The following is a 24,427-nucleotide window of genomic DNA, read 5'->3' on the forward strand; positions in this document are numbered from 1 at the left end:
TTTATTGCTTGTTATGCCTGATGCTTTTCAAGGAATTGAAGCATCGAACTGTAAACGGCAATTTCGTTTTCTTTTTTCGAGAAACCATGGCCTTCATCGTCAAGCACCAGATATTCTACATCGCGTCCCAGTTCTTTCAATTTCGCGACAATCTGATCGGATTCTTCTTTGACAACCCGTGGATCTTTGGCGCCTTGAATGACGAGCATGGGTTTGGTCATGCCATCCAGATAGGTGACTGGGGTATCTCGTATAAAGCGTTCTTTGTCCCGTTCTGGGTCACCAAGCCAGCGTTCCATGATCGGTTTCCAATGTTCGGGCACCGAGTTGACGAACGTAAACAGGTTGGAGACGCCGAAAATATCGACCACTGCTTTGAAGTATTCCGAATGGCGACCATGCAGCAGCAATGCCATGTAGCCACCGTAACTGCCTCCCACCAGGAACAGTTTCTCCCGGTCCGTAATGCCTTGCTCAAAAAGCCACTCGATCCCAGCGATGCAATCAAGTCTCGGCCCTTCGCCCCAATCCTGCTCGACAAGTTTGACAAATGAAGAGCCATAGCCTGTGCTGCCTCGGAAATTCGGTGCGAAAATCGTATAGCCGCGGTTCAGGAAACACTGGAACATGGACCTGAAAAACTTTCGTTCCGATGCCTGTGGTCCACCGTGCGGCCAAAATATAGTGTGTCCGTTGTCGTTCTCGGGTTTCGCCTTAAACAGCAGCGCTTCGATTTCCATGCCATCGAATGATGTGTAGCTGACCACATCCGGTTCGACCATATTGTCTGAACTGAGTCCCAACACTCGGTTGTTGGTCAACTGTCTCCAACTGATTCCATTTTCGGAATGAAATAAATTATGCGGAACAGTGGCGCTTCTGCCCATCAAATATAAGTTGCCCGATTGTCCGACATGGAGTTTTTCCAACACATCAACTGGCGTTCTCAATTCAGCCAAGTCTCCATTTTGCAAATCGTAGCGGTACAATTTGTCCATTACTCCTTTTTCTGTGATCAAATAAAATTGGCCGTTTTCTTTATCCCATTTGACAGCTTCGATGCTTTCATTTTCAATTTCCAGCACTTTGCTGAATCGTTTGCTGGTTAAATCAAATTTTGCCAAATAGTTGTGTTCATTGTCGAAGTCAGTGGCAAAATAAATCGTTTTCTCATCTGTAAATACTGCTTCTGATACAACATGAACTTTATCCGGATCCGGTGTTAGGCAATGCGTTTCTTCGCCGATGCGAACAAAATTGGTTACAAATGTGTTGGCAAAGGATTGAGAAAACACAAATGCCTTTTCGTTGTCTGAAACAGCCTTCAAGTATGTCGGCGCAGTTTGACCTTCATTCAGCAAACGATCCGTTCCATCTTCTAAATTGCGCACTTTGGTGTTCAGAAAGGATGGATTGCCTTCAGAAGTCATATAGTAAAGGCGTTTGCCATCCTCACTCAAATGGGCGAAGAAATATTTTTCATCAGCCGCTCCTTGGATTAATGGCTGCGGGAGACCGCCTTCAAATGGCAAGGAATAAATGTGATGATTTTCATCTCCGTCACTGTCAAAACCGGCTAACACAAAGCGATTTTCCGGATCAAATTTAATGAAGCTGCTCGAATCTTCTTGGTGTGCAAATAGATAAGGGTAGGTGTCCGGCAAATCCATTGCCCATAAGTTCATTTTGCCGTTCAAATTGGAACTGAAAACCAGCTTCTGCTCATCTTTGCTGACGGTGAAATTCGTAATGGAGTATGTACGGAAAAACTGTTCGACTGTTGGTTTTGGAAATTTAATCATGATTAGCCTCCAGGTGTGTAGTCAGTATTTTCAAATGCGTTTGAATAATCAAACACCTAATTGTTAAGTATACCCTAGTTTGGGTTTACGTGAATACCGATAAATGGTGAGGCAGATCAGAAAAATTGCCCTCATTTATCGAAGGCATAGACACTTCGTTTTTTGGCTATAACACCACACTGGATGAGTGCAGGCAAACTGGGGAACACTAAAGGGAAAAAAGAGTCAGAAGACAGGATTTCCTGTTTTCTGACTCTTTTTTAGTCTCTGCTGATTCCGAGGGCAGGTTTTTCAATGGCCACAATTTTCGAGTGGATTCTCTTTATTCTTCTTTATTGCACATGCAGCGCTCACATTCGTAAATGATGGACTGCTGACGTTCTTTGATTTCGCATCCGCACTCGCGGCATTCTTTCTTGGTGCGTGTCTCGTAGTTTTTAGTCGTTTTCATAAGGATCTCCTCCAAGAGTTTATTTTTGAATGCCGTGGCGATGGAATAGATACTAGTCAAAACTTGGCAAGGGCTTACTTGGTTGTTGTGAATTGAGCGGTTTCCGTCGAGCCTTTCATAGCGGTAGTGGAGCTGGTTCCGCCTGAAACGATTTGTGAAATTTCATCAAAGTAACCGGTACCGACTTCACGTTGGTGGCGTGTAGCTGTATAGCCTTTTGATTCGTTGGCGAACTCAGCCTGCTGCAGCTTCGAGTATGCCGCCATGCCGTTGTCTTTGTAATCGTGAGCAAGTTCGAACATGCTGTGGTTCAATGAGTGGAAACCAGCCAATGTAACGAACTGGAATTTGTAGCCCATTTTGCCAAGTTCAACCTGGTATTTTGCGATTGTTTCTTCATCTAGCTTTGCTTTCCAGTTAAATGAAGGCGAGCAGTTGTAAGCGAGTAGCTTGCCTGGGAACTCCGCATGGATGGCATCCGCAAATTGCTGAGCTTCTTCTAAGTTCGGGTGAGATGTTTCACACCAGACAAGATCCGCATAAGGTGCGTATGCCAAGCCGCGTGCAATGGCTTGATCAATGCCTGCGTTGGTACGGTAAAATCCTTCCGGTGTGCGTTCGCCAGTGATAAAAGCATGGTCACGCGGGTCAATGTCGCTTGTGATCAAATCAGCGGCATCTGCATCTGTACGGGCGATAATGATGGTTGGAACGCCAAGCACATCTGCTGCCAATCGGGCAGAAACTAGATTGCGCACTGCGTTTTGAGTAGGAAGCAGTACTTTGCCGCCTAAGTGTCCACATTTTTTCTCCGAAGCGAGCTGGTCTTCAAAGTGGACGCCAGAAGCTCCAGCTTCGATCATTGCTTTCATCAGTTCAAAAACATTCAGTGGTCCGCCAAAGCCGGCTTCGGCATCGGCTACAATTGGGGCGAACCAGTCAAAACCTTCCGTACCTTCAACCCCGTCAATCTGATCGGCCCGCATCAATGCTTGGTTAATTTTCTTCACAACGTCAGGGACCGAGTTGACCGGGTACAAACTTTGGTCTGGGTACATCTGGCCTGCAGAGTTGGCATCTGCAGCTACTTGCCAACCGCTTAAGTAAATTGCCTTTAAGCCTGCTTTCACTTGTTGAACGGCCTGGTTGCCAGTTAACGCACCTAAAGCGTTTACAAAATCCTCTTCATGAATCGACCGGAATAAACGTTCAGCACCTTTTCTCGCCAGTGTATGTTCGATTTGTACTGAGCCGCGAAGTTTTACCACTTCTTCAGCTGAATACATGCGTTCAATGCCATTCCAGCGTTCGTCCTGCTCCCAGCTCTTTTTCAGTTCCTCGATTTGTTGAAGTTTGTTTGTGACCATGCTATCCATCCCTTTCTGATATAAAGAATTTCTTGAACAAACTGTATTAATACAGTTTGTTTTCTTGTTTATTAATATATAACAGAAATGGGGGCATGTCTTAAAAAACCGATAAAACCGATTATTTCTGGATAAGAGCAGATAACCGGCGATAAAAGCAGCGTTCAATTCCGGACTGCCGTTTTGATGGTGAATTGTTAAGTGAAAAAGAGGAGAGTGTTGTGGAAAGGATGAAATTCAAAACCTTAAACCTCTCAAGCCAACAACGGGGCGGCAAGCTTTTCCTATCATCCATTCTGTAACAGTACAAGCTACTCTAAAATCTAACTAACTTATTAGTAGAGGGGCTTGATAATGAAAGAAATAAATAAACCTGTAGGGAGTATATTTTAAAACTGTTTTGGAATTGCTGCAGACTAAAATGAAACCAAGTTAAATGCAGTTCCTTCTATATAATAAGTACTTTTTACAAGTCCCATTCTGTAACTGGACGAAAACCACAGAGAGAATGACTTGAGGAGAGCCGCCAACTAAATAAATCACGCAAAAAAACAGCCACGGCTATCAATAAGCCGTGACTGTTTAAAATGCAACTATTGTTTAACGATCCAGTCCTTTGCCCATCCCTTTTAGGAAATTAAGTCCGAACTTGATGGAGCGGTTGATGTCAGGGTCTCTGATTGCTTTGAGCATCTGGAAGATTCCAATTTTCTTGCCGTTTTGGTTTTGTGCTTCGGCTTCTTTCAATCCATTCACGACACTCGATGCCAGCTTGCCCGTTGATTCCGGGTTAATTGCTGTTAATGCACCTGCTGCACTCAACATGTTATTGATAAGATTGGTTACCGGCTCACGGGTTGCTTGCCCCATGACCACTTCAGCGATTCCTTCTTTGGCTTTGACCATTGCTAGAACGGCGTCCAAAACTCCCGCATCGTCCAGATCACCAGTGATGGCCAATAGTTTATTTAATGCCTCATTTTGTTCGGCAATTAGGGTTTCCAACTCATAGAGCTTTTGCTGGCGTATTTCTTCTGCCGTCCATTCTTTTTTCTTGATTTGCGTTATAGGACTTGCCATAGGACATCACATCACCTTTCTATCGTTGATCGGTCAAATGCACATAGCCTTCACGTGCCCATTTGCGTTCTACTTGAATACCGGATACCGGATTGCGTTTCTTATCGCGCGGATTTGATTTTGGCAGCGGGCTCTTGACATGGTCTTTCAAGACTTCCATCCGAACCTTCGTCTGTTTGTAGGCAGGTGTATTGGTGCGCTGGTCTCCAGCTGGGCCGGTCAGGAAATTGATGGCCGTTTCTTTTTTCGTCGAGTTCATCGGCAAAAACAATTCATTGCCTTTAACTCGGTTTGTTACAATTACCGGTAATTTCAATGCGCCATAAGGAGAGACAAGGCGGACGGTCGAGCCGTCTTCCAGTCCGCGTTCCTGTGCCAGCTGTGGAGATACTTCGACAAAGGTCTCTGGCAGTTTAGAGATGATGCCTTTAGATTTATCGGTCATATTGCCTTCGTGGAAATGCTCCAACAGGCGGCCGTTGTTTATATGAAGATCGTATTCAGCAGGGAATACAACCGGCTCTACCCAGTCAGATAAGGCAAAACGTGCTTTTTTATCCGGGAAGTTAAAGCCATCTACATAAAGCAACGGTGTGCTTTCACCGTCCAAGCTGCCCCACAGGAAGCTGTTCCAGCCTTCCATAGAAGCGTAGTCTGCTTGAGCAAACAATGGAGACAAACTCGCCATTTCAGCGAATATTTCGCTTGGGTGGCTGTAGTTCCAGCCTGCGCCAAGGCGGTTGGCGATTTCCTGAACGATCCACCAGTCTGCTTTTGACTGGCCAAGCTCTGGAAGGGCTTTGTACAAACGCTGAACGCGGCGTTCCGTATTGGTGAACGTTCCGTCTTTTTCAAGCGACGGGGCTGCCGGTAAAATTACATCCGCGTATTGTGCAGTGCGTGAGAAGAAAATGTCCTGGACTACGAAAAACTCGAGTTTTGATAGTACGTCATCTACGTGATTGGCATTTGAATCAACCAATGCCATATCTTCGCCGACAACATACATGGCTTTCATGATGCCTTCATCAACAGCCTGCAGCATATGGATATTGTCCATGCCCGGCTTGTCATCAATTTTCACACCGTAAGCCCGTTCGAATTTTTGGCGTGCAGCGTCATCAGTTACGTGCTGGTAGCCCGGAAGCCAACCTGGCAATGAGCCCATATCGCATGCGCCTTGAACGTTGTTGTGGCCGCGAAGCGGATAAGCGCCAGCGCCTGGACGGCGGTAGTTGCCTGTTGCCAATAGCAGGTTGGAAATCGCAGCAGAGGTATCTGAACCGCCAGTGTTTTGTGTAACGCCCATGCCCCAAAGGATGCACGTACCATCCGCGTCGCGGATCATTTCAGCCGTCTGGATGATGGTTTCTTTAGACACGCCGCTTTGCTGTTCTGCGTATTCCAATGTGTACTGATCCAACACTTCTTTAAAGTCGTTAAAATAGTTTACATTGTCATCGATAAACTGTTGATCGTGCCAGCCTTGATCGATCATGTATTTGGTAACCGCCATGAGCCATACTTGGTCAGTTCCTTGCTTCGGCGTAATAAAGATATCTGAGCGCTCGGCCATTTCGTTTTTGCGCATGTCTGCAACAATCAATTTCTGGCCGTGCAGCTTATGCGCACGTTTGACACGTGTCGCCAAAACCGGATGGCCTTCTGCAGGATTGGCGCCAACGATAATAACAAGTCCAGCACTGGCAATGTCTTTAATCGTTCCGGCATCTCCACCCATGCCGACTGTACGGAAAAGGCCGTCAGTTGCAGGGGATTGACAGTAGCGTGAGCAGTTGTCAACGTTGTTCGTTTCAAATACTTGGCGGCTCAGTTTCTGGATGACGTAATTGTCTTCATTGGTGATTTTTGAAGAAGAAATAACACCGATGGAATCTTTGCCGTTTTCTTCTTTGATTGCTTTGAATTTCGAAGCCACAAGATCAAGTGCTTCTTCCCAGCTGGCTTCGACAAACTCGCCATTTTTACGGATAAGGGGAGTGGTGATGCGTTCTTCGCTGTTGACGAAATCCCAGCCGAATTTACCCTTAACGCATGTGGAAATCGCATTGGCAGGAGCTTCTGAGACTGGCTGAATTTTAAGGATTTCACGATCTTTTGTCCAAATTTCAAACGAGCAGCCGACGCCGCAGAATGTGCAGACCGTTTTGGTTTTTTCTGTGCGTGTTTCACGCATTTTCGCTTCTGCATCCGATACAGCCATGATGCCGCTGTAACCCGGTTCCACGTCTTTTACCAAATCGATCATTGGAGAAAGAATTTTTTCTGGAATCGCGGTCATAAAGCCAGCTTCGCCAAGCATCGACGTTTCCATCAAGGCGTTGCATGGGCAAGCGGTGACGCACTGGCCGCAGCTGACACAGGAAGAATCGTTAATTTTAGCGCCGCCGTCCCAAAGGACAATCGGACGATCGCGTGCCCAGTCCATGGTTAAGGTTTCATTGACTTGCAAGTTCTGGCAAACTTCTACGCATTGGCCGCAAGCAATGCATTGGTTTGGGTCATAGCGGTAAAAAGGATTGGTTAAATCAACTTCGTCAACTGAGCATTTCGGCTCGAACGGATATTTTTGGTGTTCCACTTCCATCAAATCGACGGTGTTGTGGATTTTGCAGTTGCCGTTGTTGTTGTCGCAAACAGTACAGTAAAGCAAGTGGTTTTCGAGGATCCGGTCCATTGCTTCCGTTTGTGCTTCTTTTGCACGGGGCGATGCAAGCTGAACATCCATGCCAGCAGCTGCAGGAGTTGAACAGGCACGGACTAACTTGCCATCAACTTCGACGATGCACGTGTCACAGGTTTCGATCGGATCCACTTCGGGCATATAACAAATTTGCGGATGCAAAATCTTTTCTTGGTTGATGACTTGCAGTATGGTTTTTCCCTGTTCGAATTCGATGGGTGAACCGTTGATTTTAATGGACATGCCAAAACCTCCTTTTAGGGTGAGAAAAATTTGCTTGTTGGAACTTGTGCCAATAGGGGAATACAGGTTTTTAGTATCCGTTAAAACGGGATAAAAAAATCCACTATGAAAAACACACCTTGACAAGTGCATCTGTTTCATAGTGGAATAGTGTCTTAACAGGACTTGTTAAAGGACCAATCCATTTATTATGGGAAGAGTGAAAGCGTTGCCGCAACAACGTACGGCAAGACCAACATATGCTATTATTATAAACAGTAAAAATGTGATATACAACAGAATTTTAAAAAATAAGTCAAATCAAGGGAATTCCATTTTGAATACCAAACTGTAGGATGAACCTGTCTCGTTGGAAGCAAAAAATAAACAGTCCGAAAGAGGCGAAGAGTCACATGTCCAGACAAATTCATGAGTTTAATGACATCATCCGCAAATTGCGGAAGAATCTTTTCGGTAAGGGCCCGGAACGAATCCAGACGGTCTTTGTCAATGACATGGCCATTGCGACTTTGTATGGGAACCTGAGTCCGTCTGAGCAGTTTATAGCCAGAACACCAGAAGGCAGAGAGATGGTCCACGCTGCCCGTACGCGGATGATTCAAAGTGTTTATGCAACAGCAGCTCCGGAAGGTATGGAAGAGCTGGTAGGCGCGAAGTTTGTTCATCTTTTTTCAGACATCAAAGTCGAAGACGATATTGCCGTTTCTGTGTTTCTTTTCGATCGGCCAATTGATCAACATTTTCTAGGAGGGAACAAGCCGGATGGAACAAGATAAAGTACGCAAAATCATGCGTTATGAAAAAGGCGGATTTATTGAAAAAGAGGACCGCGTTGTAGTTGAACAGCCGGCAACGATCAAAATAAATGGCAAGGAATTTATTACGATTGTCTGTTCACCGGAGCAGATGGAAGAAATGGCCATTGGGTTTTTGGTCTCTGAACGCGTCATTCCTAATTACAAAGACATACAGGATATACGAGTGGATGAAAAAACCGGTACCGTACACATCACCGCCGAAAAAGTCTATCCGTTTTTTGAGCAGCTGCAGAACAAGCGCTTTATCAGTTCCTGCTGCGGCATGAGTCGCCAGGGATTTGTTTTTGCGCACGATGCTATGATTGCCAAGAAAATGACAGAAGTTCGGGTGACACTGAGTCCAGAAAATTGTTTTCAATTGATGGAGGACATGGGCGACTCAGCAGAAATGTTCAAACAGACCGGTGGTGTCCATAATGCGGCGCTATGCGACGCAAACGGCATCATCGTTTCGCGCATGGATATTGGCAGGCACAATGCGCTGGATAAAATTTATGGCTATTGCCTGGTAAACAATATTGACGTACGCGATAAAGTCATCGCTTTCAGCGGCCGAATTTCTTCTGAAATTTTACTGAAAGTAGCGAAGATCGGCTGCGAAATCGTTTTGTCGAAATCTGCTCCGACTGAACTGGCCTTGTCGCTGGCTGATGACTTGGGAATCACGGCAGTCGGCTTTATCCGCGGCAGCTCGTTTAATCTTTACACGCACCCGGAACGGATTGTAGACAAACAGCCCGCCAAATAAACAAAAATTTGTGGTGACAAAAAAAGAGAAGGGTGCTATGATTCTAATCGTCTTATTATTTAGTCAATTATTGCCATAAATTTTCAGTGGCCAACACCCCTTTAAGACTGCCGCCCATCAAAACAAAGGAAGTGGCTATAGATGTCCTTGGCCTCTTCCTTTCTTCAAGGCAATCAACCTTTCAGCTTGAAAAATTAATGATTTGGCTTTTTAAAAATCATTTTATATATTATTTTATCAATTTCAACAGGAGGTTAAGAAAAATGAAAAAAAAGCCGAAAAACAGATGGTTGATTGCGTTATCTGCAGTGGGGATACATATTTCGATCGGCTCTGTCTATGCATGGAGCAATTTTACTAATCCGTTGATTGAACAGTTTGGGTGGACGACGAGTCAAGTGCAATTGACGTTCAGTATAGCCATTTTATTTTTAGGATTGTCCGCCGCCTTTTTTGGCAGTTTTGTTGAAAAATACGGACCGCGAAAAGCGGGTCTTGTGGCCGCTTTCTTCTTCGGTACCGGCATTATCGGATCAGGGTTTGCTGTAAGCGCTTCCTCATTGCCGCTGTTGTATGTGTTTTACGGAGCGCTCGGGGGAATTGGGCTCGGAATTGGTTATATTGCCCCGGTCTCAACATTGGTCAAATGGTTTCCTGACCGCCGCGGACTGGCTACCGGCTTGGCGATTATGGGCTTCGGATTTGCAGCAGCCATCAGCAGCCCTATCATGGAGGCGCTCATCACGTCTGTTGGGATAGAGCAGACCTTTTACATTCTAGGTGCTTCTTATTTTATCATCATGCTATTGTCTTCTCTATACCTTGAAAAACCGCAAGAAGGCTGGTCACCAGCTGGCTTTGAAGAAAAAGTCAACAATGGCAAAGTTGAACGGAAAATCGACTTAGCTCAATTGACGGCCAATGAAGCCATTAAAACAAAACGTTTTTATTACTTATGGTTTATGCTGTTTATCAACGTAACATGCGGAATCGCCATCCTGTCGGCCGCAAAACCGATGGCGATCGACAGCATAGGCATGACGACTGTCCAAGCAGCAGCACTGGTAGGAGTTCTTGGAATTTTCAACGGCCTTGGCCGTCTCGGTTGGGCATCGATTTCCGATTACATCGGACGTCCGAATACGTATACTGCCTTTTTTGTTATTCAAATTGCCTTATTTGCGTTATTGCCGTTCACTACGAACGCTATTTTCTTTCAAATCATGTTGGCCATTATCTACACCTGCTACGGCGGTGGTTTTGCGTCAATTCCAGCCTATATCGCGGATATTTTTGGTACGAAGCAGCTCGGTGCCATCCACGGGTATATTTTAACAGCCTGGGCAGCTGCTGGACTTGCGGGACCCTTGTTTGCGGCATTTATGAAAGATCAAACAGGCAGCTATGAAAGCAGTTTGTTGTTCTTCGCCGGTCTGTTTGTGGTGGCTTTGGTCATCTCGATGGTCATTCGCCTCGATATCCGGAGAATTCGTACACAAAATGAGAAAGTTGCCGTGTCTGCCAATAGAGAGACCGTCAGCGATTGACTAGAACACATATTAAAACAACCTTGAAATCAACAAGTTTCAAGGTTGTTTTTTCTTATCTTCTAGAAAGTCTGTTTGACAGCCATCGAGGCATTGTATAAGTTTAGTACGAGAAGTCATCACATAAAGATACGCACACATACATTTAACAACATGAAAATACATATAAAATAAAGCAAACCAACTAATTGGAGATGAAAAAATGGTTGAAAAACGCACACCGATTGCTGTTTCAGCAGCGGTTGAACGAGTATTAGCATATGCTGTTTCGATCGGAAACGAAAAAGTAGACTTGGAAGAAAGCTATGGCCGGATTCTGGCTAAACCGATTATTGCGACAACGGATGTGCCGCCATTTAACCGGTCACCTTACGACGGTTACGCCATTCGTTCCATGGATTCTATAGGCGCATCGGGCGAAAATCGAATTGCATTTGACGTAATCGACCATATTGGGGCAGGAGAAGTTTCCACTAAATCGCTTCAGGCACACAAAGCAATTCGCATTATGACTGGAGCACAACTTCCAGAAGGTGCGGATGCTGTAGTGATGTTTGAACAAACGGTGGAAACACCAGATGCCATCACCATTCGCAAACCGTTTGAACCAATGGAAAACGTTTCTTTGCAAGGAGAAGATGTATGGAAGAACGAAGTGGTGATCGACAGCGGGAGTTATATCAATCCAGGAACGATTGCGTTGTTGGCAACGTTTGGCTATTCGCAAGTATCGGTGGCAAAGCAGCCGGTTGTTGGGATCCTTTCAACTGGAACGGAATTATTGGGAGTCGGGGACGAACTTGTTCCGGGAAAAATCCGCAACAGCAATGGACCGATGATTGTTGCACAATTAAAGCGGATGGGTTTCCGGTGTAAAATGTATGGCATGTCCATCGATCAATTGGACGAAAGCTTTAACGTGGTCAAAAAAGCGGCGGAAGAAACCGATTGCCTGATTACGACAGGCGGCGTGTCTGTGGGCGACTTTGATTTTTTGCCAGCCATTTACGAGAAGCTCGGTGCAGAGGTTCTATTTAACAAAGTAGCGATGCGCCCAGGGAGTGTAACAACGGTGGCAGTGGCTAACGGCAAATATTTGTTTGGTTTATCCGGCAATCCATCTGCTTGCTTTACTGGATTTGAATTGTTTGTCCGGCCAGCATTACTTAAAATGATGGGAGCCAATAAGCTGTATTTGCCTCATACTGAAGCAGAATTAGGTGAAGATTTTACAAAAGCCAATCCGTTTACGCGATTTATCCGCGCTTCCTACGATGGAAATAAAGTGGCGCCGGCTGGATTCAATAAGTCGAATGCTGTATCATCTATCGCACGAGGCAATGCATTGATTGTATTGCCAGGGGGGACTCGTGGTTTCCAATCAGGAGATACAGTCGACGTGTTGCTTCTTGGCATGGAAGAAGGGACCGATATATGGCAGTTGTAAAAGTACTGCAACTAGTTGGTTTTAAAAACAGCGGGAAAACGACTTTGATGTTGGACTTGTTAAAGCAGGCAATCCAAAAGGGCATGACTGTTTCTACAGTGAAGCATCATGGCCATGGCGGTGCTTTGGAAATGCCGTCAAATGAAACTGACAGCATGCGTTTTTTTCAGGAAGGCGCATCCTGTTCGATTGTATTTGGCGACGGTGTCGTCCAAGTACATCAGCGAAAAAAACAAGCCAAACTGGCCGAACTGGTTGCCCTCGCTTCGGCAGAAAGTCCAGATATCGTTTTGGTCGAGGGATTTAAAGAAGCTGCCTACGAAAAAATTGTTTTGCTGCGCTCAGCTGAGGACTGGCTGGAACTTCAAAATCTGGAGCAGGTAAAATTGGTAATTGCACCAGATGGGCTGAAACTGGACAATGTCCAGGTAATTCCGCAGACTGACAGCAAGCAACTCTATTTTTGGTTTACTAATTGGATGGATGGTGACAAAAGTGAAAGCATTTGAGATCGTGACAGAAGCAATCAATCCTCAGGTCTATGCAGATTTTGTGCTGCGACCAGAAGCGGGAGCAGTGACTGTGTTTACGGGACATGTCCGTGAGTGGACAAAGGGAGTGCGAACGCTGTATTTGGCATATGAGGCGTATGTGCCGATGGCCGAAAAAAAACTGGCGCAAATCGGTGAAGAAATCGAACAGCGCTGGGAAGGAACAACAGTGGCAATCGCCCACCGGATTGGGGAATTGCAGATCAGCGACATCGCTGTAGTTATCGCTGTCTCTTCACCGCACCGCAAAACAGCTTATGAAGCAAATGAATATGCCATAGAACGAATCAAAGAAATTGTGCCTATCTGGAAAAAAGAAATTTGGGAAGACGGCGAAGAATGGATTGGCGACCAAAAGAAAAAACCGGAAGGAGACTTCAAATGATCTCTTTACATTATTTTGCAGGCCTTAAAGAACAGACCGGTGTTTCGGTAGAACAAGTCGAGCTGGCAGGCCGAACGGTAGAGGAATTGTGGCAATGGGCAGCGGATAAATATCCGAATTTCCAATCAGGAGCAGCCCGTGTGGCAATCAATGAAGAATACGCGTTGCCGACAGATGTGCTGGAAGCGGGAGATGTAGTCGCATTTATTCCGCCGGTTAGCGGCGGATGACCGAGCTGGTTGGAATTCTCTTGGCAGGCGGCATGTCGCGGCGATTTGGTTCACCCAAAGCCTTTGCCGAAATTGGAGAAGAATTGTTTTACGAACGCGCTTACAGAGCCTTGGATCATGTTTGCGATCATGTGGTCATCGTTTCCAGACCGGATTTGGTAACTCATTTTCCAGCAGGATACGACGTCGTTACGGATTTGGACTGGACTGCAGGGCAAGGCCCGTTAGCCGGTATTCTTACAGGCATGTCGGCCAGAACTGCCAAAAAGTATGTAGTGCTGCCGTGTGACATGCCGTTTATCGGGGAGTCTGAAACTGCAAAGCTGCTTGCTCTAGCGGATCCTTTGTCTGACATAACAGCTGTCCATAATGCAGCTGAAAAAATACCGCTGTTTAGCATTTGGAACTACCGCGTGAAAGAATTGCTGCATAATGATCTAGTTGCCGGCCAATTGCGCGTTATGAAATTAATGGAAAAAGTAACGACCCAGTGGATCGATTCATCTCTAATTCATAAGGATCCGCTCGTGTTTCGAAACATAAATCAGCCAGATAATTAAAAGGGGGTGGCGTAATGGCCATACAACCAGTAAAGGACCAATTTCAGCGTCCGATACGGGATTTGCGGATTTCTGTCACCGACCGCTGCAATTTCCGTTGTTCTTATTGCATGCCGAAAGAAGTGTTCGGAGATGATTATGCGTTCTTGCCGAAGCAGGAATTGTTGTCATTTGAAGAAATCCATCGCTTGACGAAAATATTTGCTGCGATGGGCGTTAAAAAAATACGCCTGACAGGCGGCGAGCCGCTTATGCGAAGAGGGTTGCCGGAATTGGTCGAGAAAATTCTTTCTGTTGAAGGAATAGAAGACATCGGCTTGACCACAAACGGCCTGCTCCTTGGCAATCAGGCACAGGCGCTTTACGACGCTGGCCTTCGCCGGCTAAACATCAGTTTGGACGCACTCGACGCTGAGTTATTTGGCAAGTTGAACGGACGCGGCGTCGATCCTTCGCACATTCTGAAACAAATCGATTTTGTCCGCCAAATCGGCTTTGAAATCAAAGTCAACATGGTCGTCCAAAAGGATGTTAACGAACAGGAGATTTTGCCGATGACTGCATATTTTAAAGAACGCGGCATGACCTTGCGTTTTATTGAATTTATGGACGTCGGCAATGACAACGGCTGGAGCTTTAAGAAAGTGGTTACCAAGAAGCAAATTCTCGAGAAACTGCAGTCGGTTTATAACCTGGAGCCGGTAGACAAAGATTACTATGGTGAAGTCGCAAAACGCTACCGATTTGAAGAAGGCGATGCGCAAGTCGGATTTATCACATCTGTTTCCGAATCTTTCTGCTCTTCTTGTACCCGTGCACGCTTATCATCTGATGGAAAATTTTACACATGCCTGTTCGCAACCGGACATTTTGATATTCGTGAACTCATTCGCAGTGGGCTGAATGATGAAGAATTGTTTCGGAAAATCTCAGCTGTTTGGGAGCGGCGTGATGACCGCTATTCAGATGAACGTACAGAATTTACCGCAAAAAATCGCAACAAGATTGGCATGTCCTATATCGGCGGCTGACGAGCTGCTGGACAATAAAAAGGCGTTTCCTGGACTTTGCAGGAAACGCCTTTTTATTTTTTTATCGTGAAGCACTTATGCTTATAGTTGCTCGGTTTTCCAATTATCTTTCTTCAACCGGCACGTATGTCTGCATGCCCGGTCCGATGTAATCAGCACGTGGGCGGATCAAGCGGTTGTCCGAGTATTGCTCCAAGATGTGGGCCAGCCAGCCCGATGTGCGGGATACCGCAAAAATCGGGGTGAACAAATCGTGTTCGATGTTCAGGCTGTGGTAGACCGATGCCGAGTAGAAATCCACGTTCGGCGGCAAGTTTTTCTGGCCCGTGACGATTTCGTCAATCTTCACCGACATGTCGTACCATTTTTCTTCGCCGCGGATCTTCGTGAGTTTCTGGGACATGTCACGCAAGTGCTTGGCACGCGGGTCGCCTTTGCGGTACACGCGGTGGCCAAAGCCCATGATTTTTTCTTTGTTGGCTAATTTTTCCGTGATGACGCGTTCCACGTTATCGACCGAACCGATTTCCGTCAGCATCTTCATCACTTGCTCGTTGGCACCGCCGTGAAGCGGGCCTTTTAGCGCACCGATGGCTGCGGTCACGCCAGAATAGACATCCGACAAGGTCGCGACAGCAACACGCGCCGTGAACGTCGAAGCGTTCAATTCGTGGTCTGCGTGCAGCACCAAGGCTTTGTTAAACGCTTCTTCTTCAATCGCTTCCGGCAATTCGCCTGACAGCATGTACAAGAAGTTCGCCGCGAAGCTCAAGTCGGTTTTCGGTGCGACTGGCTCCTGCCCATTGCGGATGCGGCCGAATGCCGTCACCAGCGTCGAGATTTTTGCTTGAATCTTGATGGCTTTGCGGTAGTTCGCTTCCGGTTCCATTACTTCCGCTTCTTCGTCGAACAAGCCGAGCATCGACACGGCGGTGCGAAGCGCGGCCATTGGGTGGACATGCTTGATGTCGTATGTTTTGAAATGATCCAGCACGGCTTGGGGAACGGCCATGTTGTCAGCCAATTGCTGCTTGAGTTCCGCCAATTCGTCTGCTTTTGGCAACCGCTGGTGCCACAGCAGGTAAATCACTTCTTCAAAGCTGGCGTTGACAGCCAGGTCGTCAATATCGTAGCCGACGTATGTAAGTGTGTCATCAATAATTGAGCTGATGGCGGATTGGGTTGCTACTACACCTTCTAAACCTTTTGTTGTTGTCATGTAAATCTCTCCTTTAAATTTATTGTAACGTGATGTTTTTACTAAATATTACTATACTGAAATTTGAGTAAAGCGTTTACATTTTAACGCTTAAATAAAATTCGAAACCACTATCAATGCACATTTTGAGGAATTTGTGACTATTTTGTGTTGTTTATTTACCTTAACTTATTTTGCTGAGAACTTCATAATAATTGACTGCGATTAGGTTTATTTTGTCTAAAGCAGAAGAAATTGATGTTGAAAGAGAAGATTTTGTAATTTGGACATCGCATAAAACGATAATGATGCAAAAGAAGAAAGAATACTCTGGCAAATATTTTATAATAATATTTTTTTTGCTTTGTTTAATCTTACTCCCAGCTGGTTTTCAAGCCCGAAAAACGCTTAGCAAAAACTATTATTTCCAAAAAAGTATTTGTTTTATTTTGAATAAGGAGGTATTCTCTGAAGAATCGCTTCTGAAAAAACAGAGTGGATTTTTAATTTAAAGGAGGATGCTCGATGGGAAAAACAAAAAACAGGTGGCTGATTGCTCTGGCAGCGATTGCTATCCAATTATCAATCGGGGCGGCCTATGCCTACAGTGTATATACGACGCCAATCAGTAGTGAAATGGGTTGGGCACCTAAAGAAATTACATACGCCTTTACAATTATGATGGCTCTTGGTGGTATCTCAGCCGCATTCTTTGGAGGATTTGTTGAAAAGAACGGACCTCGGAAATCCGCAATTGTGGCAGCATTCTTGTTTGGTTTTGGACAAGCCGGTGCAGGGTTTGCCATTCAAATCGATTCGCTGATCTTATTTCTTCTAACATATGGCTTCTTAAGCGGCCTTGGGCTTGGAGTAGGGTACATCGCCCCAATTTCGACTCTAGTTAAATGGTTTCCTGACCGAAGAGGATTGGCCACGGGAATGGCGGTTATGGGCTTTGGTGCAGGTGCATTAATCACGGCACCAGTTGCAGCTGACCTAATCGGTACGTACGGTGTCAGCACAACCTTTTATATTCTTGGAATCAGTTATTTTATTTTGATCCTCTTAGGTGCCGCTTACATTGCGCCGCCGCCGAAAGATTGGATGCCTCAAGGAATGCAGCAGGCGATCGACTCGGGCAAAAAAGTGATGAAGAAAGATTTGGCGCAATTGACTGCTAAAGAAGCAGTAAAAACCCGCCGTTTCTGGATGCTTTGGTCGATGATGCTGATCAATGTCAGTGCAGGCATCATGATCATTTCTGTAGCATCACCGATGTCACAAGAAATGATCGGTCTATCTGCAGCCGGCGCTGCTACGTTAGTTGGCATTATGGGAATTTTCAACGGCGGAGGACGTCTAGGATGGGCAGCACTTTCTGATTACATCGGACGCCCGACCGTTTTCACCATTTTCTTCGTGCTGCAAATTATTGCTTTCACGATGCTTCCGAACATTGGAAATGTACTCATATTCCAAGCGATGATTTTAGTCATTGTCAGCTGCTACGGTGGTGGGTTCTCAAATCTTCCAGCGTTTATCGGCGATTTGTTCGGAACAAAACAGCTGGGCGCAATCCATGGTTACCTATTGACAACGTGGTCAATGGGCGGCATTATCGGACCGGCAATTGTCTCGCAAATTCGTGAGCGTACAGACAGCTATGTTCCAGTGTTCTATGTTTTTATTGTGTTAGTCTCCATCGCTTTCCTAATTTCACTCTTGATCCGTTGGGACATTAAGCGGGTTGAAGGACAGCAGGAATCACAAAAAGCTGCCAACTCTTCAAAAGGGTTGAATTTGCAAGAAGGCAACAACTGATTTATATAGTTATAAAGTTATGGTGATAATAGGTCTATAGTTTATAATTTGTTGAAGGCAATTTTGACAGAAATTCATCGAAATAAATAGAAAAGTCGTTTCTGAAAACTTTCAGAAACGACTTTTTGTTTGGAATATAATATGTAACTCTTAGACATAGCAAGGGGAAGTGGCACTTCCAAAATTGATAAACTCTAATAGTTTCTCAACTTACTTCCCGAAACTGATTGGGATTCCAATGCGACACGAGCATCATTTTTTCATTGCAAATATCAAATGTCTGCCGCTCTTTTTGTTTTGCCTGTAAGAGAAACCATCCGGACTTAAAAATGTACAGACAGGCTCAACAAAGATCTGTCCAGTTGGAACCCCTGCCAGTTCGCATTGTTTTTTGACGGTTGCTTGATTGTCGATATGGTATTTACTCGTAGCTTCGTTAAAATAAATGAACGCATCAGCATAACCCAGAGAACGGAATTTTGAATACACGTCCTCATCGACTTCAAATTGCTGTTGGCCGATGGCTGCACCGATCTGGATGTCCAAATCAGCAGGATGGGAATGTTCAATTTCGATTAAGTGGCGAAGCAACTTAGGCATGATTTCTTTGATCGTGCCTTGCCAACCGGAATGGACAACGGCAATCAATCCGGTTTTTTTGTCGCGGAGAATGACAGGTACACAGTCCGCCGCAAAGCTGCACAGTACAAGCCCAGCGTCATACGTATACAAAGCATCGGTATCGGAAAAGGCATCCGCTGTATCGTATGCGCCACGCCCGCTATCTGCTATGGAAACTTGCCGAAAGTTTGCACTATGTGTTTGCTGCGTACAAATAAATGCAGCCAGTGGAACATTTAACCACTGAGCCAGTTTTTCTCGATTGGCTATAATCGTTTCTGGGTTTTCACAAGCATGCAGCGCCATGTTATTTTGTTCGGGTGCTGCCGAATCTCTTAGTGTCATGCCCGAAACAAAGCGCTCGTCATTTGCGTATCGTTTTGCTTTCATTTTCATCACCTTTCTCCAATGTAAAGCAACTCGGAAATTCTGTACAGCAAGGAGAGGAAACTGTATTTTTAAAAAAGGAAAAAGACGTTCCAGCACTGTCAAACAGTGGAGGAACGTCTTTTGATGTGTTGTTAGACTAATGATGCCGGTTTAGTAAGTGCATCATCGACAGAGACAAAGTCAAAGCCAAGGTCTTTGGCCACAGCTTCATATGTCACATTGCCGTTTGCGGTATTAACGCCAAGTTTTAACGCCGGATTTTCAGCTACTGCACGCTGAACACCTTTGTTGGCCATTTGAAGTGCATAGCCTACTGTGACATTGGTCAACGCGATAGTGGAAGTACGTGGCACAGCGCCAGGCATATTGGCCACAGCGTAGTGAACCACTTCGTGTTTCAGGTAAGTAGGGGCGTCATGTGTGCTGATGCGGTCTGCTGTCTCAAAAATGCCGCCTTGGTCGATGGCAATGTCGACAATTACCGATCCAGGGTTCATTGACTGAACCATTTCTTCCGATACCAATTTAGGTGCTTTTGAACCTGGAATCAAGACAGCGCCAATAACCAAATCAGATGCCTTAACTGCTTCTGCGATATTGAATGGATTGGAAATCAATGTGGTAACATCCGTTCCAAAAAGATCATCCAATTGGCGAAGCCGTTCCGGACTTAAATCAATCATCGTTACTTGCGCGCCAAGGCCAATTGCCATTTTTGCTGCATTTGTTCCTGCCACACCGCCGCCAATGATCGTCACTTTTCCACGTTGCACGCCAGGGACACCCGACAAGAGGATGCCTTTTCCACCGTAAATTTTCTCTAAAAATTGCGCGCCAACTTGAGCCGCCATTCTGCCGGCTACTTCGCTCATTGGTGTCAATAACGGCAAGGTCCGGTTAACCGAGACCGTTTCATACGCAACTGCTGTTACTTTATTGTCGACCAATGCCTGTGTTAAAGCAGGTTCAGCTGCCAGGTGCAGGTAGGTGAATAATAATAGATCCTCACGGAAGTATTGGTATTCAGAAGAGATCGGCTCTTTTACTTTCAACACCATTTCAGCAGCCCATGCTTCTTGAGCGGTAGCGACGATATTCGCGCCGGTTGCAATGTAATCTTCGTTTGTAAAGCTGCTTCCAAGTCCGGCATCTGTTTCGATATTAACTTGATGTCCAGCTCTTACAAAAGCATCGACACCAGCAGGAGTAATCGCCACCCGGTTTTCGTTGTTTTTAATTTCTTTTGGAACCCCAATAATCATTTTTTTCCCCCTATTAAACGGATCGTGTAGATATCCATAAGTATAGCGAGAAGAACTTATTTGTTCATTGGATGAAAAAAAGAAAGAAAGCGGTTTCTTTTGTGAAATTTCACAAAAGGCTATTTCCCGTCGAGTTTTCGGGCTTTTAAATCGAGGTAAATACTGATTTTCTCGTGAATATTGGTTAGCTGAACATCCCCAATTTCCGTGATGCGCTTGATTCGGTAATGGAGGGTGTTGGTATGCACAAAGAGTTTTTTGGCTGCATCGTTCATATTGCTGTCTTGCTGGATAAAAACTTCAAGTGTCTTCAGCAAATTGGATTTATGTAGAGCATCATATGCTTCGAGCTTAGCGATGGCTGGATGCTCATAACGTTGAGTCCGCTGCTCTTTTTGGATAAGGTCCAAATACCTGAAAACACCTAGATGGCGAAAATGATGGACATGCTCCAACTCCACTGGAAAACGTGACTTCATTTTCAACACGGTCAATGCCTCCTGATAGCTTGTCTCGGCTTTGTCGAAATCATTGTAGCTTGTTCCCGAACTTCCTTTAATGCCTTTAACAAAAAATCGGTTAGCCATTTCAGAGATGAAAAACGAAATAAAGTCGCCAAAAGCTTTGTCATCTTGCTGTGAAGGATGGGGGGATGCAATAAGAATCAGTTCTTCATCCATCACTACTAAAAAATGATTGGTAATTTTTTGGCTGGTTGTGATCAAGTAGGAAACTTGCTCTTCCATTTTTCGAGTAATGTCCTGTTCAAAACGAAAAGCAAGAACGGTAAAGCTGGTAGGCATTTTTAAATTCAAATCGTAAAACTTATTTTGGATTTCATTCAGATTTTTGTATTGTCCAGTTAACAGCTGCAACAAAAAATCCTGATAGTTTTCTTCTTTTCGTTTGCGGTTTTGATAAAGCTTCGACATTAAAGGCATGGCAGCAACCGCTGCATCCCGCAGCAGCTCCAGCTGTTCATCAGTCAGCTTTGACTGGCCTTCAACTATCCATATATAGCCAAGGGTTTCATTGTTTTTTCGAATAGAGATCGCCACCCGGTCACGAAGTCCGATGTCTTCTATATGGGGAATGCGCACTGCAGAGTTTGACTGCAGCAATTTTGGAATCACGCCTTCTTTCCAAAGTCGGTTAATGACTTTTTCGGGAACACGGTGGGAAATGATTGTACCGATGCGCGCTGAATCTGTATCGTCTTCATGAGAGCTGTATGCATGCAGCCGGTGATTGGTGTCCTCGATTGTTGCTGGACAATGAAAAGTTTCCTGGATGCAGTCAACCAGTTCATTTAAGTCAAAAAATGATTTTTTAAATGGGTTTTTGTGTGGCATTTCGTACATGGGGCAACTCCTCTAGCGGCGCTCTAAATCACGCTGCATTCATTGATCGTTACACCCTAGTATAACGAAAATGAGCGGCTTACTCTAGACCCGTAGGAAAGACTGTGAACAGAATTCCAAATAAGCACAATAGATTCCGATGGCTTTGCGCTGATTAAGGAAATGTATGGGATAAAGAGTTTGATGCACCTATCAGAGTGGTATCAAGAAACTACTTAGACCTGTTCCGTAAAGTGTTAGAGTGTAAAGACGAATTTTAGTCGCATTGGATTTTAATTCAACAGGAGGTTTTCCAGCATGCCATTCGAAATTATTCAACAGGATATTACAAAAGTAGAAACAGATGCCATTGTCAATGCTGCTAATTCGGAGCTGCAGATGGGCGGAGGCGTTTGCGGAGCGATTTTTCATGCAGCCGGTGCAGCACAACTGCAAAGGGCCTGTGACAAAATTGGAGGGTGTCCAGCGGGAAAAGCTGTTTTCACCGATGCTTTCCGATTGCCCTCAAAGCACATTATCCACACGGTCGGCCCTGTTTGGCGCGGAGGTTCACAGGGGGAAGAAAAGATATTGCGGGAGTGCTACCAAAACTCTTTGGAATTGGCTCGATCACTCAATTGCACATCAATCGCGTTTCCACTGATTTCTGCAGGAATTTACGGATACCCGAAAGATCAGGCACAGCAAGTGGCCGTTTCAGAAATAGAAACCTTTTTAGAAAAAAACGATATGCATGTGCAGTTGGTGCTGTTCGCCAATTAATCTCTATGCCTGTTTGAAGAAAATGCGAAAACAAGCCGCAATTCCAGTAACGGAATTGCGGCTTTTAGAAGTTTGCCTATTAATTTTGAAGTGGAGCCAAAGCATCTTTTTTTGGCAAAGGAATAGCGTATTTCACGTCTGCAGCAGTTCCAAGAGGACATGGATTCAGCCGGAAATGGTCGATGGCGTCACCGATTACTTGCGCATGCTTTTGAAGCTCTAAATCAGCAAAAGATACATAGTCGATCGACAACAGAGAGTCGGAAACCTCAATCAAGCGGATAGCTTGTTCATCGAGCACGGCTGCCAGCTGCAAGAATGTCCAATTCTCACGCGCTGCGATAGAGTTAAAGTGGTTGTGGCCGTTGACATACAATCCAACGCCTGTTTTTTGAGATAAGATTTCCCACATTGGAATGTCCGGGTGGATAGAGCGTTTTTCTTTCGTCGAATTTTTAGTGGTGCCATGAATCGGGTGATGCCCAAAAAGGATAAGCGGCCGATTTTCCGTTTCCTGTACAACAGCAGACAGCCAATCTTGCTGCAGTGAATCCATCGTTCCGCCCCAATCGGCATAATTTTGTTCTTGCGCCGTGTCCAAAAAGGCCAAAACAACCGAATTTGTTGAAACTTGATGGAAGCGGTGCTGCTTAGTGATGGCAAGTACTTCTTTACGTGTCATGCCATACACATCATGGTTGCCGAGAACGTGCTTGAATGGTTTTCCATGTTTCTCAATAATGGAATAAACATCTGCCAGTTCATCATGCGTCCCAAAATTAGTCAAGTCGCCGATAGATACATAGAGGTCAGCAGGGATGGAAAAAAACTTTTCTAAAAAAACCTCATAAAACGTTTGTCGATCTTTTTCAATAAAGGAGTAGGTTTCTTTTAATGCCGGGTAATGCAAATCACCGATCACCGCAATTTTCATCAGCTTTTCTGCCCCTTTCAAGCGTTTCTATAGACAGTATCGCATGAAATTGTTGAGCTTCTTTTAAGCCGGCGTAAAAGTTATATGAATCGGCAAAACTAACAGCTATTTCGTTTTCAGGACGCCGCTCTCAATCAAATTTGTTAAAGCACCCATATTTTTGAATCGGAAATAGCCACTTAAGCGATTCAAGTCTTTCTGTGTCCAATTTGCGTATTCCGAATTGAGTTCGTATCCTTGTTCTAACTTCTGCATCAAGGTTTTGGCAAATTCGATTTGCTTTTCTGTCAAAGGCTTTTGCTCGGTTTTTGCTTTATTGGCAATTAGCTGTTTTGTCACTTGAGATGGGGAATTGATGGTTTTATGAATGTTATCGGTATAAAAGCCGCTTTTTATCCACTTCAGATCGTCCCTTGTCAGTTTGAACCATTCACCTTCCAATCGCTTTGCAGAAAAATGTTGGTGGAACGCAGCTTCTGTTTGATGGTGATCTGCAGTTTTGATGAGGAAAATCAGCTTGTTTTCAAAAGGCAACTTCACATTAAAGACATTCATGCGCCGGTCGATCTGCTTTGTTTTGCCAATCTTAAATGAACCGGTCATGTATTCCTGAACAAAGTAAACATATCCGGGTGCTTTTCCAGGCAGAGTAGGGAGCTGGATAACGCGATCAAGTTCCTGTTGGTTGGAGTCGAAAAGGTAGATTTTATCTGAATGTACAGGTTGAAACGTGGGTTTTTCGGCGGGATGGTTTTGAGATTTAGTGAATTTAGCAAAAAAATTTTTGAACATGGCACATGCCTCCTCAAAGCGGTTGGAATAATTAGGGCTTATCCCTTATTATAGTATAAATACGAAGAAATAAGAGGGTAGAAGTACAAAAAATGTAAAATATTTAACTAACAAGGATATGTCTGGAAAAAATGATTAATTGAAACGTTTATTTTAAATCTAATCAATCTAAAACTAATGAACAATACAAACTCGTTGCTGCAACAGTCCTCCGTTTAATGTGCTGTATTCCTGAATAGATAAGAGGAGAAGAAGTAATCGCCAATGTTATTAGCTGAAAAACAGAAGCGTACTTGGACTGCAAGTCAGCAAAGCAAAGGAA

Annotated in this window: 23 protein-coding genes; 12 read left to right on the top strand and 11 right to left on the bottom strand. The window is 44.8% G+C overall.

Features of this window, described 5'->3' with window-relative positions; genetic code table 11:
• Window positions 1-11: 11 nt before the first annotated feature.
• The 5 genes from AC4EHK_RS08275 to fdhF all read right to left on the bottom strand — a co-directional run bounded on the left by AC4EHK_RS08275 (window position 12) and on the right by fdhF (window position 7,647).
• The gene (locus AC4EHK_RS08275) at window positions 12-1,802 is read right to left on the bottom strand and encodes a S9 family peptidase (protein WP_490978321.1); all 1,791 of its coding nucleotides are present in this window, start codon (window positions 1,800-1,802) and stop codon (window positions 12-14) included.
• A gap of 322 nt (window positions 1,803-2,124) precedes the next feature.
• Entirely contained in the window at window positions 2,125-2,253 is a 129-nt protein-coding gene (locus AC4EHK_RS08280; RefSeq protein ID WP_490978322.1) for a protein YhfH, read from the bottom strand.
• A gap of 74 nt (window positions 2,254-2,327) precedes the next feature.
• On the bottom strand, window positions 2,328-3,620 hold the full coding sequence (gene aceA / locus AC4EHK_RS08285; protein ID WP_490978323.1) for an isocitrate lyase: 1,293 nt from the start codon (window positions 3,618-3,620) through the stop codon (window positions 2,328-2,330).
• A 600-nt stretch (window positions 3,621-4,220) separates the two neighbouring features.
• Entirely contained in the window at window positions 4,221-4,700 is a 480-nt protein-coding gene (locus AC4EHK_RS08290) for a helical membrane plugin domain-containing protein (protein ID WP_490978324.1), read from the bottom strand.
• Window positions 4,701-4,719: 19 nt separating this feature from the next.
• On the bottom strand, window positions 4,720-7,647 hold the full coding sequence (gene fdhF / locus AC4EHK_RS08295) for a formate dehydrogenase subunit alpha (protein WP_490978325.1): 2,928 nt from the start codon (window positions 7,645-7,647) through the stop codon (window positions 4,720-4,722).
• Window positions 7,648-8,039: 392 nt separating this feature from the next.
• Between fdhF and AC4EHK_RS08300 the strand changes: the two genes are divergently transcribed.
• The 9 genes from AC4EHK_RS08300 (at window position 8,040) to moaA (ending at window position 14,964) form a co-directional block, all read left to right on the top strand.
• Window positions 8,040-8,423 carry a Na-translocating system protein MpsC family protein gene (locus tag AC4EHK_RS08300; RefSeq protein ID WP_490978326.1) on the top strand — a complete coding sequence of 128 codons (384 nt, stop codon included), beginning with the start codon at window positions 8,040-8,042 and terminating at the stop codon, window positions 8,421-8,423.
• Window positions 8,410-9,213 (top strand): formate dehydrogenase accessory sulfurtransferase FdhD, encoded by an 804-nt coding sequence (gene fdhD, locus AC4EHK_RS08305; protein WP_490978327.1) that lies wholly within the window; start codon window positions 8,410-8,412, stop codon window positions 9,211-9,213. The genes AC4EHK_RS08300 and fdhD overlap by 14 nt, the downstream gene beginning before the upstream one ends.
• A gap of 263 nt (window positions 9,214-9,476) precedes the next feature.
• Window positions 9,477-10,760: an L-lactate MFS transporter gene (locus tag AC4EHK_RS08310; RefSeq protein WP_490978328.1), complete on the top strand. Its 1,284-nt coding sequence runs from the start codon at window positions 9,477-9,479 to the stop codon at window positions 10,758-10,760.
• A 202-nt stretch (window positions 10,761-10,962) separates the two neighbouring features.
• Window positions 10,963-12,207 carry a molybdopterin molybdotransferase MoeA gene (locus AC4EHK_RS08315; protein ID WP_490978329.1) on the top strand — a complete coding sequence of 415 codons (1,245 nt, stop codon included), beginning with the start codon at window positions 10,963-10,965 and terminating at the stop codon, window positions 12,205-12,207.
• Complete coding sequence (mobB, locus tag AC4EHK_RS08320; protein WP_490978330.1) at window positions 12,195-12,716, top strand: molybdopterin-guanine dinucleotide biosynthesis protein B; 522 nt, start codon at window positions 12,195-12,197, stop codon at window positions 12,714-12,716. Before AC4EHK_RS08315 ends, mobB begins: the two co-directional genes overlap by 13 nt.
• Window positions 12,703-13,143 (top strand): molybdenum cofactor biosynthesis protein MoaE, encoded by a 441-nt coding sequence (locus AC4EHK_RS08325; RefSeq protein WP_490978331.1) that lies wholly within the window; start codon window positions 12,703-12,705, stop codon window positions 13,141-13,143. Before mobB ends, AC4EHK_RS08325 begins: the two co-directional genes overlap by 14 nt.
• Window positions 13,140-13,373 (top strand): molybdopterin converting factor subunit 1, encoded by a 234-nt coding sequence (moaD, locus tag AC4EHK_RS08330; RefSeq protein ID WP_490978332.1) that lies wholly within the window; start codon window positions 13,140-13,142, stop codon window positions 13,371-13,373. Before AC4EHK_RS08325 ends, moaD begins: the two co-directional genes overlap by 4 nt.
• A complete protein-coding gene (gene mobA / locus AC4EHK_RS08335; protein ID WP_490978333.1) occupies window positions 13,370-13,933 on the top strand; it encodes a molybdenum cofactor guanylyltransferase in 564 nt (187 codons plus the stop codon). The genes moaD and mobA overlap by 4 nt, the downstream gene beginning before the upstream one ends.
• 14 nt (window positions 13,934-13,947) lie before the next feature.
• Window positions 13,948-14,964: a GTP 3',8-cyclase MoaA gene (gene moaA / locus AC4EHK_RS08340; RefSeq protein ID WP_490978334.1), complete on the top strand. Its 1,017-nt coding sequence runs from the start codon at window positions 13,948-13,950 to the stop codon at window positions 14,962-14,964.
• 103 nt (window positions 14,965-15,067) lie between these two features.
• Here the strand turns inward: moaA and citZ are convergent, their stop codons facing one another.
• A complete protein-coding gene (citZ, locus tag AC4EHK_RS08345; protein ID WP_490978335.1) occupies window positions 15,068-16,183 on the bottom strand; it encodes a citrate synthase in 1,116 nt (371 codons plus the stop codon).
• A gap of 215 nt (window positions 16,184-16,398) precedes the next feature.
• Between citZ and AC4EHK_RS08350 the strand changes: the two genes are divergently transcribed.
• On the top strand, window positions 16,399-16,674 hold the full coding sequence (locus AC4EHK_RS08350) for a hypothetical protein (RefSeq protein WP_490978336.1): 276 nt from the start codon (window positions 16,399-16,401) through the stop codon (window positions 16,672-16,674).
• Window positions 16,675-16,687: 13 nt separating this feature from the next.
• Window positions 16,688-17,983 carry an L-lactate MFS transporter gene (locus AC4EHK_RS08355; RefSeq protein WP_490978337.1) on the top strand — a complete coding sequence of 432 codons (1,296 nt, stop codon included), beginning with the start codon at window positions 16,688-16,690 and terminating at the stop codon, window positions 17,981-17,983.
• Between the two features lie 252 nt (window positions 17,984-18,235).
• On the opposite strand, the gene pgeF is transcribed toward AC4EHK_RS08355, so the two are convergent.
• From pgeF to AC4EHK_RS08370, 3 genes are all read right to left on the bottom strand, one after another.
• Window positions 18,236-18,994 (bottom strand): peptidoglycan editing factor PgeF, encoded by a 759-nt coding sequence (pgeF, locus tag AC4EHK_RS08360; protein ID WP_490978946.1) that lies wholly within the window; start codon window positions 18,992-18,994, stop codon window positions 18,236-18,238.
• A 131-nt stretch (window positions 18,995-19,125) separates the two neighbouring features.
• On the bottom strand, window positions 19,126-20,256 hold the full coding sequence (gene ald / locus AC4EHK_RS08365) for an alanine dehydrogenase (protein ID WP_490978338.1): 1,131 nt from the start codon (window positions 20,254-20,256) through the stop codon (window positions 19,126-19,128).
• A gap of 119 nt (window positions 20,257-20,375) precedes the next feature.
• A complete protein-coding gene (locus AC4EHK_RS08370) occupies window positions 20,376-21,617 on the bottom strand; it encodes a PucR family transcriptional regulator (RefSeq protein ID WP_490978339.1) in 1,242 nt (413 codons plus the stop codon).
• Between the two features lie 297 nt (window positions 21,618-21,914).
• Here AC4EHK_RS08370 and AC4EHK_RS08375 point away from each other — a divergent pair, with 297 nt between their 5' ends.
• Window positions 21,915-22,379, top strand: coding sequence for a macro domain-containing protein (locus AC4EHK_RS08375; RefSeq protein ID WP_490978340.1), 465 nt, complete (start codon window positions 21,915-21,917; stop codon window positions 22,377-22,379).
• 79 nt (window positions 22,380-22,458) lie between these two features.
• Here the strand turns inward: AC4EHK_RS08375 and AC4EHK_RS08380 are convergent, their stop codons facing one another.
• Together AC4EHK_RS08380 and AC4EHK_RS08385 are read right to left on the bottom strand one after the other, a co-directional pair.
• A complete protein-coding gene (locus AC4EHK_RS08380) occupies window positions 22,459-23,313 on the bottom strand; it encodes a metallophosphoesterase family protein (RefSeq protein WP_490978341.1) in 855 nt (284 codons plus the stop codon).
• A gap of 105 nt (window positions 23,314-23,418) precedes the next feature.
• On the bottom strand, window positions 23,419-24,105 hold the full coding sequence (locus AC4EHK_RS08385) for a GIY-YIG nuclease family protein (RefSeq protein WP_490978342.1): 687 nt from the start codon (window positions 24,103-24,105) through the stop codon (window positions 23,419-23,421).
• Window positions 24,106-24,427 lie beyond the last annotated feature (322 nt).

Source organism: Planococcus sp. TJ-307, from assembly GCF_058268435.1.

Coding starts and splice junctions, on each gene's coding strand:
- AC4EHK_RS08275 (WP_490978321.1), bottom strand. CDS start 1,802: ATGATTAAATTTCCAAAACCAACAGTCGAACAGTTTTTCCGTACATAC.
- AC4EHK_RS08280 (WP_490978322.1), bottom strand. CDS start 2,253: ATGAAAACGACTAAAAACTACGAGACACGCACCAAGAAAGAATGCCGC.
- aceA (WP_490978323.1), bottom strand. CDS start 3,620: ATGGTCACAAACAAACTTCAACAAATCGAGGAACTGAAAAAGAGCTGG.
- AC4EHK_RS08290 (WP_490978324.1), bottom strand. CDS start 4,700: ATGGCAAGTCCTATAACGCAAATCAAGAAAAAAGAATGGACGGCAGAA.
- fdhF (WP_490978325.1), bottom strand. CDS start 7,647: ATGTCCATTAAAATCAACGGTTCACCCATCGAATTCGAACAGGGAAAA.
- AC4EHK_RS08300 (WP_490978326.1), top strand. CDS start 8,040: ATGTCCAGACAAATTCATGAGTTTAATGACATCATCCGCAAATTGCGG.
- fdhD (WP_490978327.1), top strand. CDS start 8,410: ATGGAACAAGATAAAGTACGCAAAATCATGCGTTATGAAAAAGGCGGA.
- AC4EHK_RS08310 (WP_490978328.1), top strand. CDS start 9,477: ATGAAAAAAAAGCCGAAAAACAGATGGTTGATTGCGTTATCTGCAGTG.
- AC4EHK_RS08315 (WP_490978329.1), top strand. CDS start 10,963: ATGGTTGAAAAACGCACACCGATTGCTGTTTCAGCAGCGGTTGAACGA.
- mobB (WP_490978330.1), top strand. CDS start 12,195: ATGGCAGTTGTAAAAGTACTGCAACTAGTTGGTTTTAAAAACAGCGGG.
- moaD (WP_490978332.1), top strand. CDS start 13,140: ATGATCTCTTTACATTATTTTGCAGGCCTTAAAGAACAGACCGGTGTT.
- mobA (WP_490978333.1), top strand. CDS start 13,370: ATGACCGAGCTGGTTGGAATTCTCTTGGCAGGCGGCATGTCGCGGCGA.
- moaA (WP_490978334.1), top strand. CDS start 13,948: ATGGCCATACAACCAGTAAAGGACCAATTTCAGCGTCCGATACGGGAT.
- citZ (WP_490978335.1), bottom strand. CDS start 16,183: ATGACAACAACAAAAGGTTTAGAAGGTGTAGTAGCAACCCAATCCGCC.
- AC4EHK_RS08355 (WP_490978337.1), top strand. CDS start 16,688: ATGGGAAAAACAAAAAACAGGTGGCTGATTGCTCTGGCAGCGATTGCT.
- pgeF (WP_490978946.1), bottom strand. CDS start 18,994: ATGAAAGCAAAACGATACGCAAATGACGAGCGCTTTGTTTCGGGCATG.
- ald (WP_490978338.1), bottom strand. CDS start 20,256: ATGATTATTGGGGTTCCAAAAGAAATTAAAAACAACGAAAACCGGGTG.
- AC4EHK_RS08370 (WP_490978339.1), bottom strand. CDS start 21,617: ATGTACGAAATGCCACACAAAAACCCATTTAAAAAATCATTTTTTGAC.
- AC4EHK_RS08375 (WP_490978340.1), top strand. CDS start 21,915: ATGCCATTCGAAATTATTCAACAGGATATTACAAAAGTAGAAACAGAT.
- AC4EHK_RS08380 (WP_490978341.1), bottom strand. CDS start 23,313: ATGAAAATTGCGGTGATCGGTGATTTGCATTACCCGGCATTAAAAGAA.
- AC4EHK_RS08385 (WP_490978342.1), bottom strand. CDS start 24,105: ATGTTCAAAAATTTTTTTGCTAAATTCACTAAATCTCAAAACCATCCC.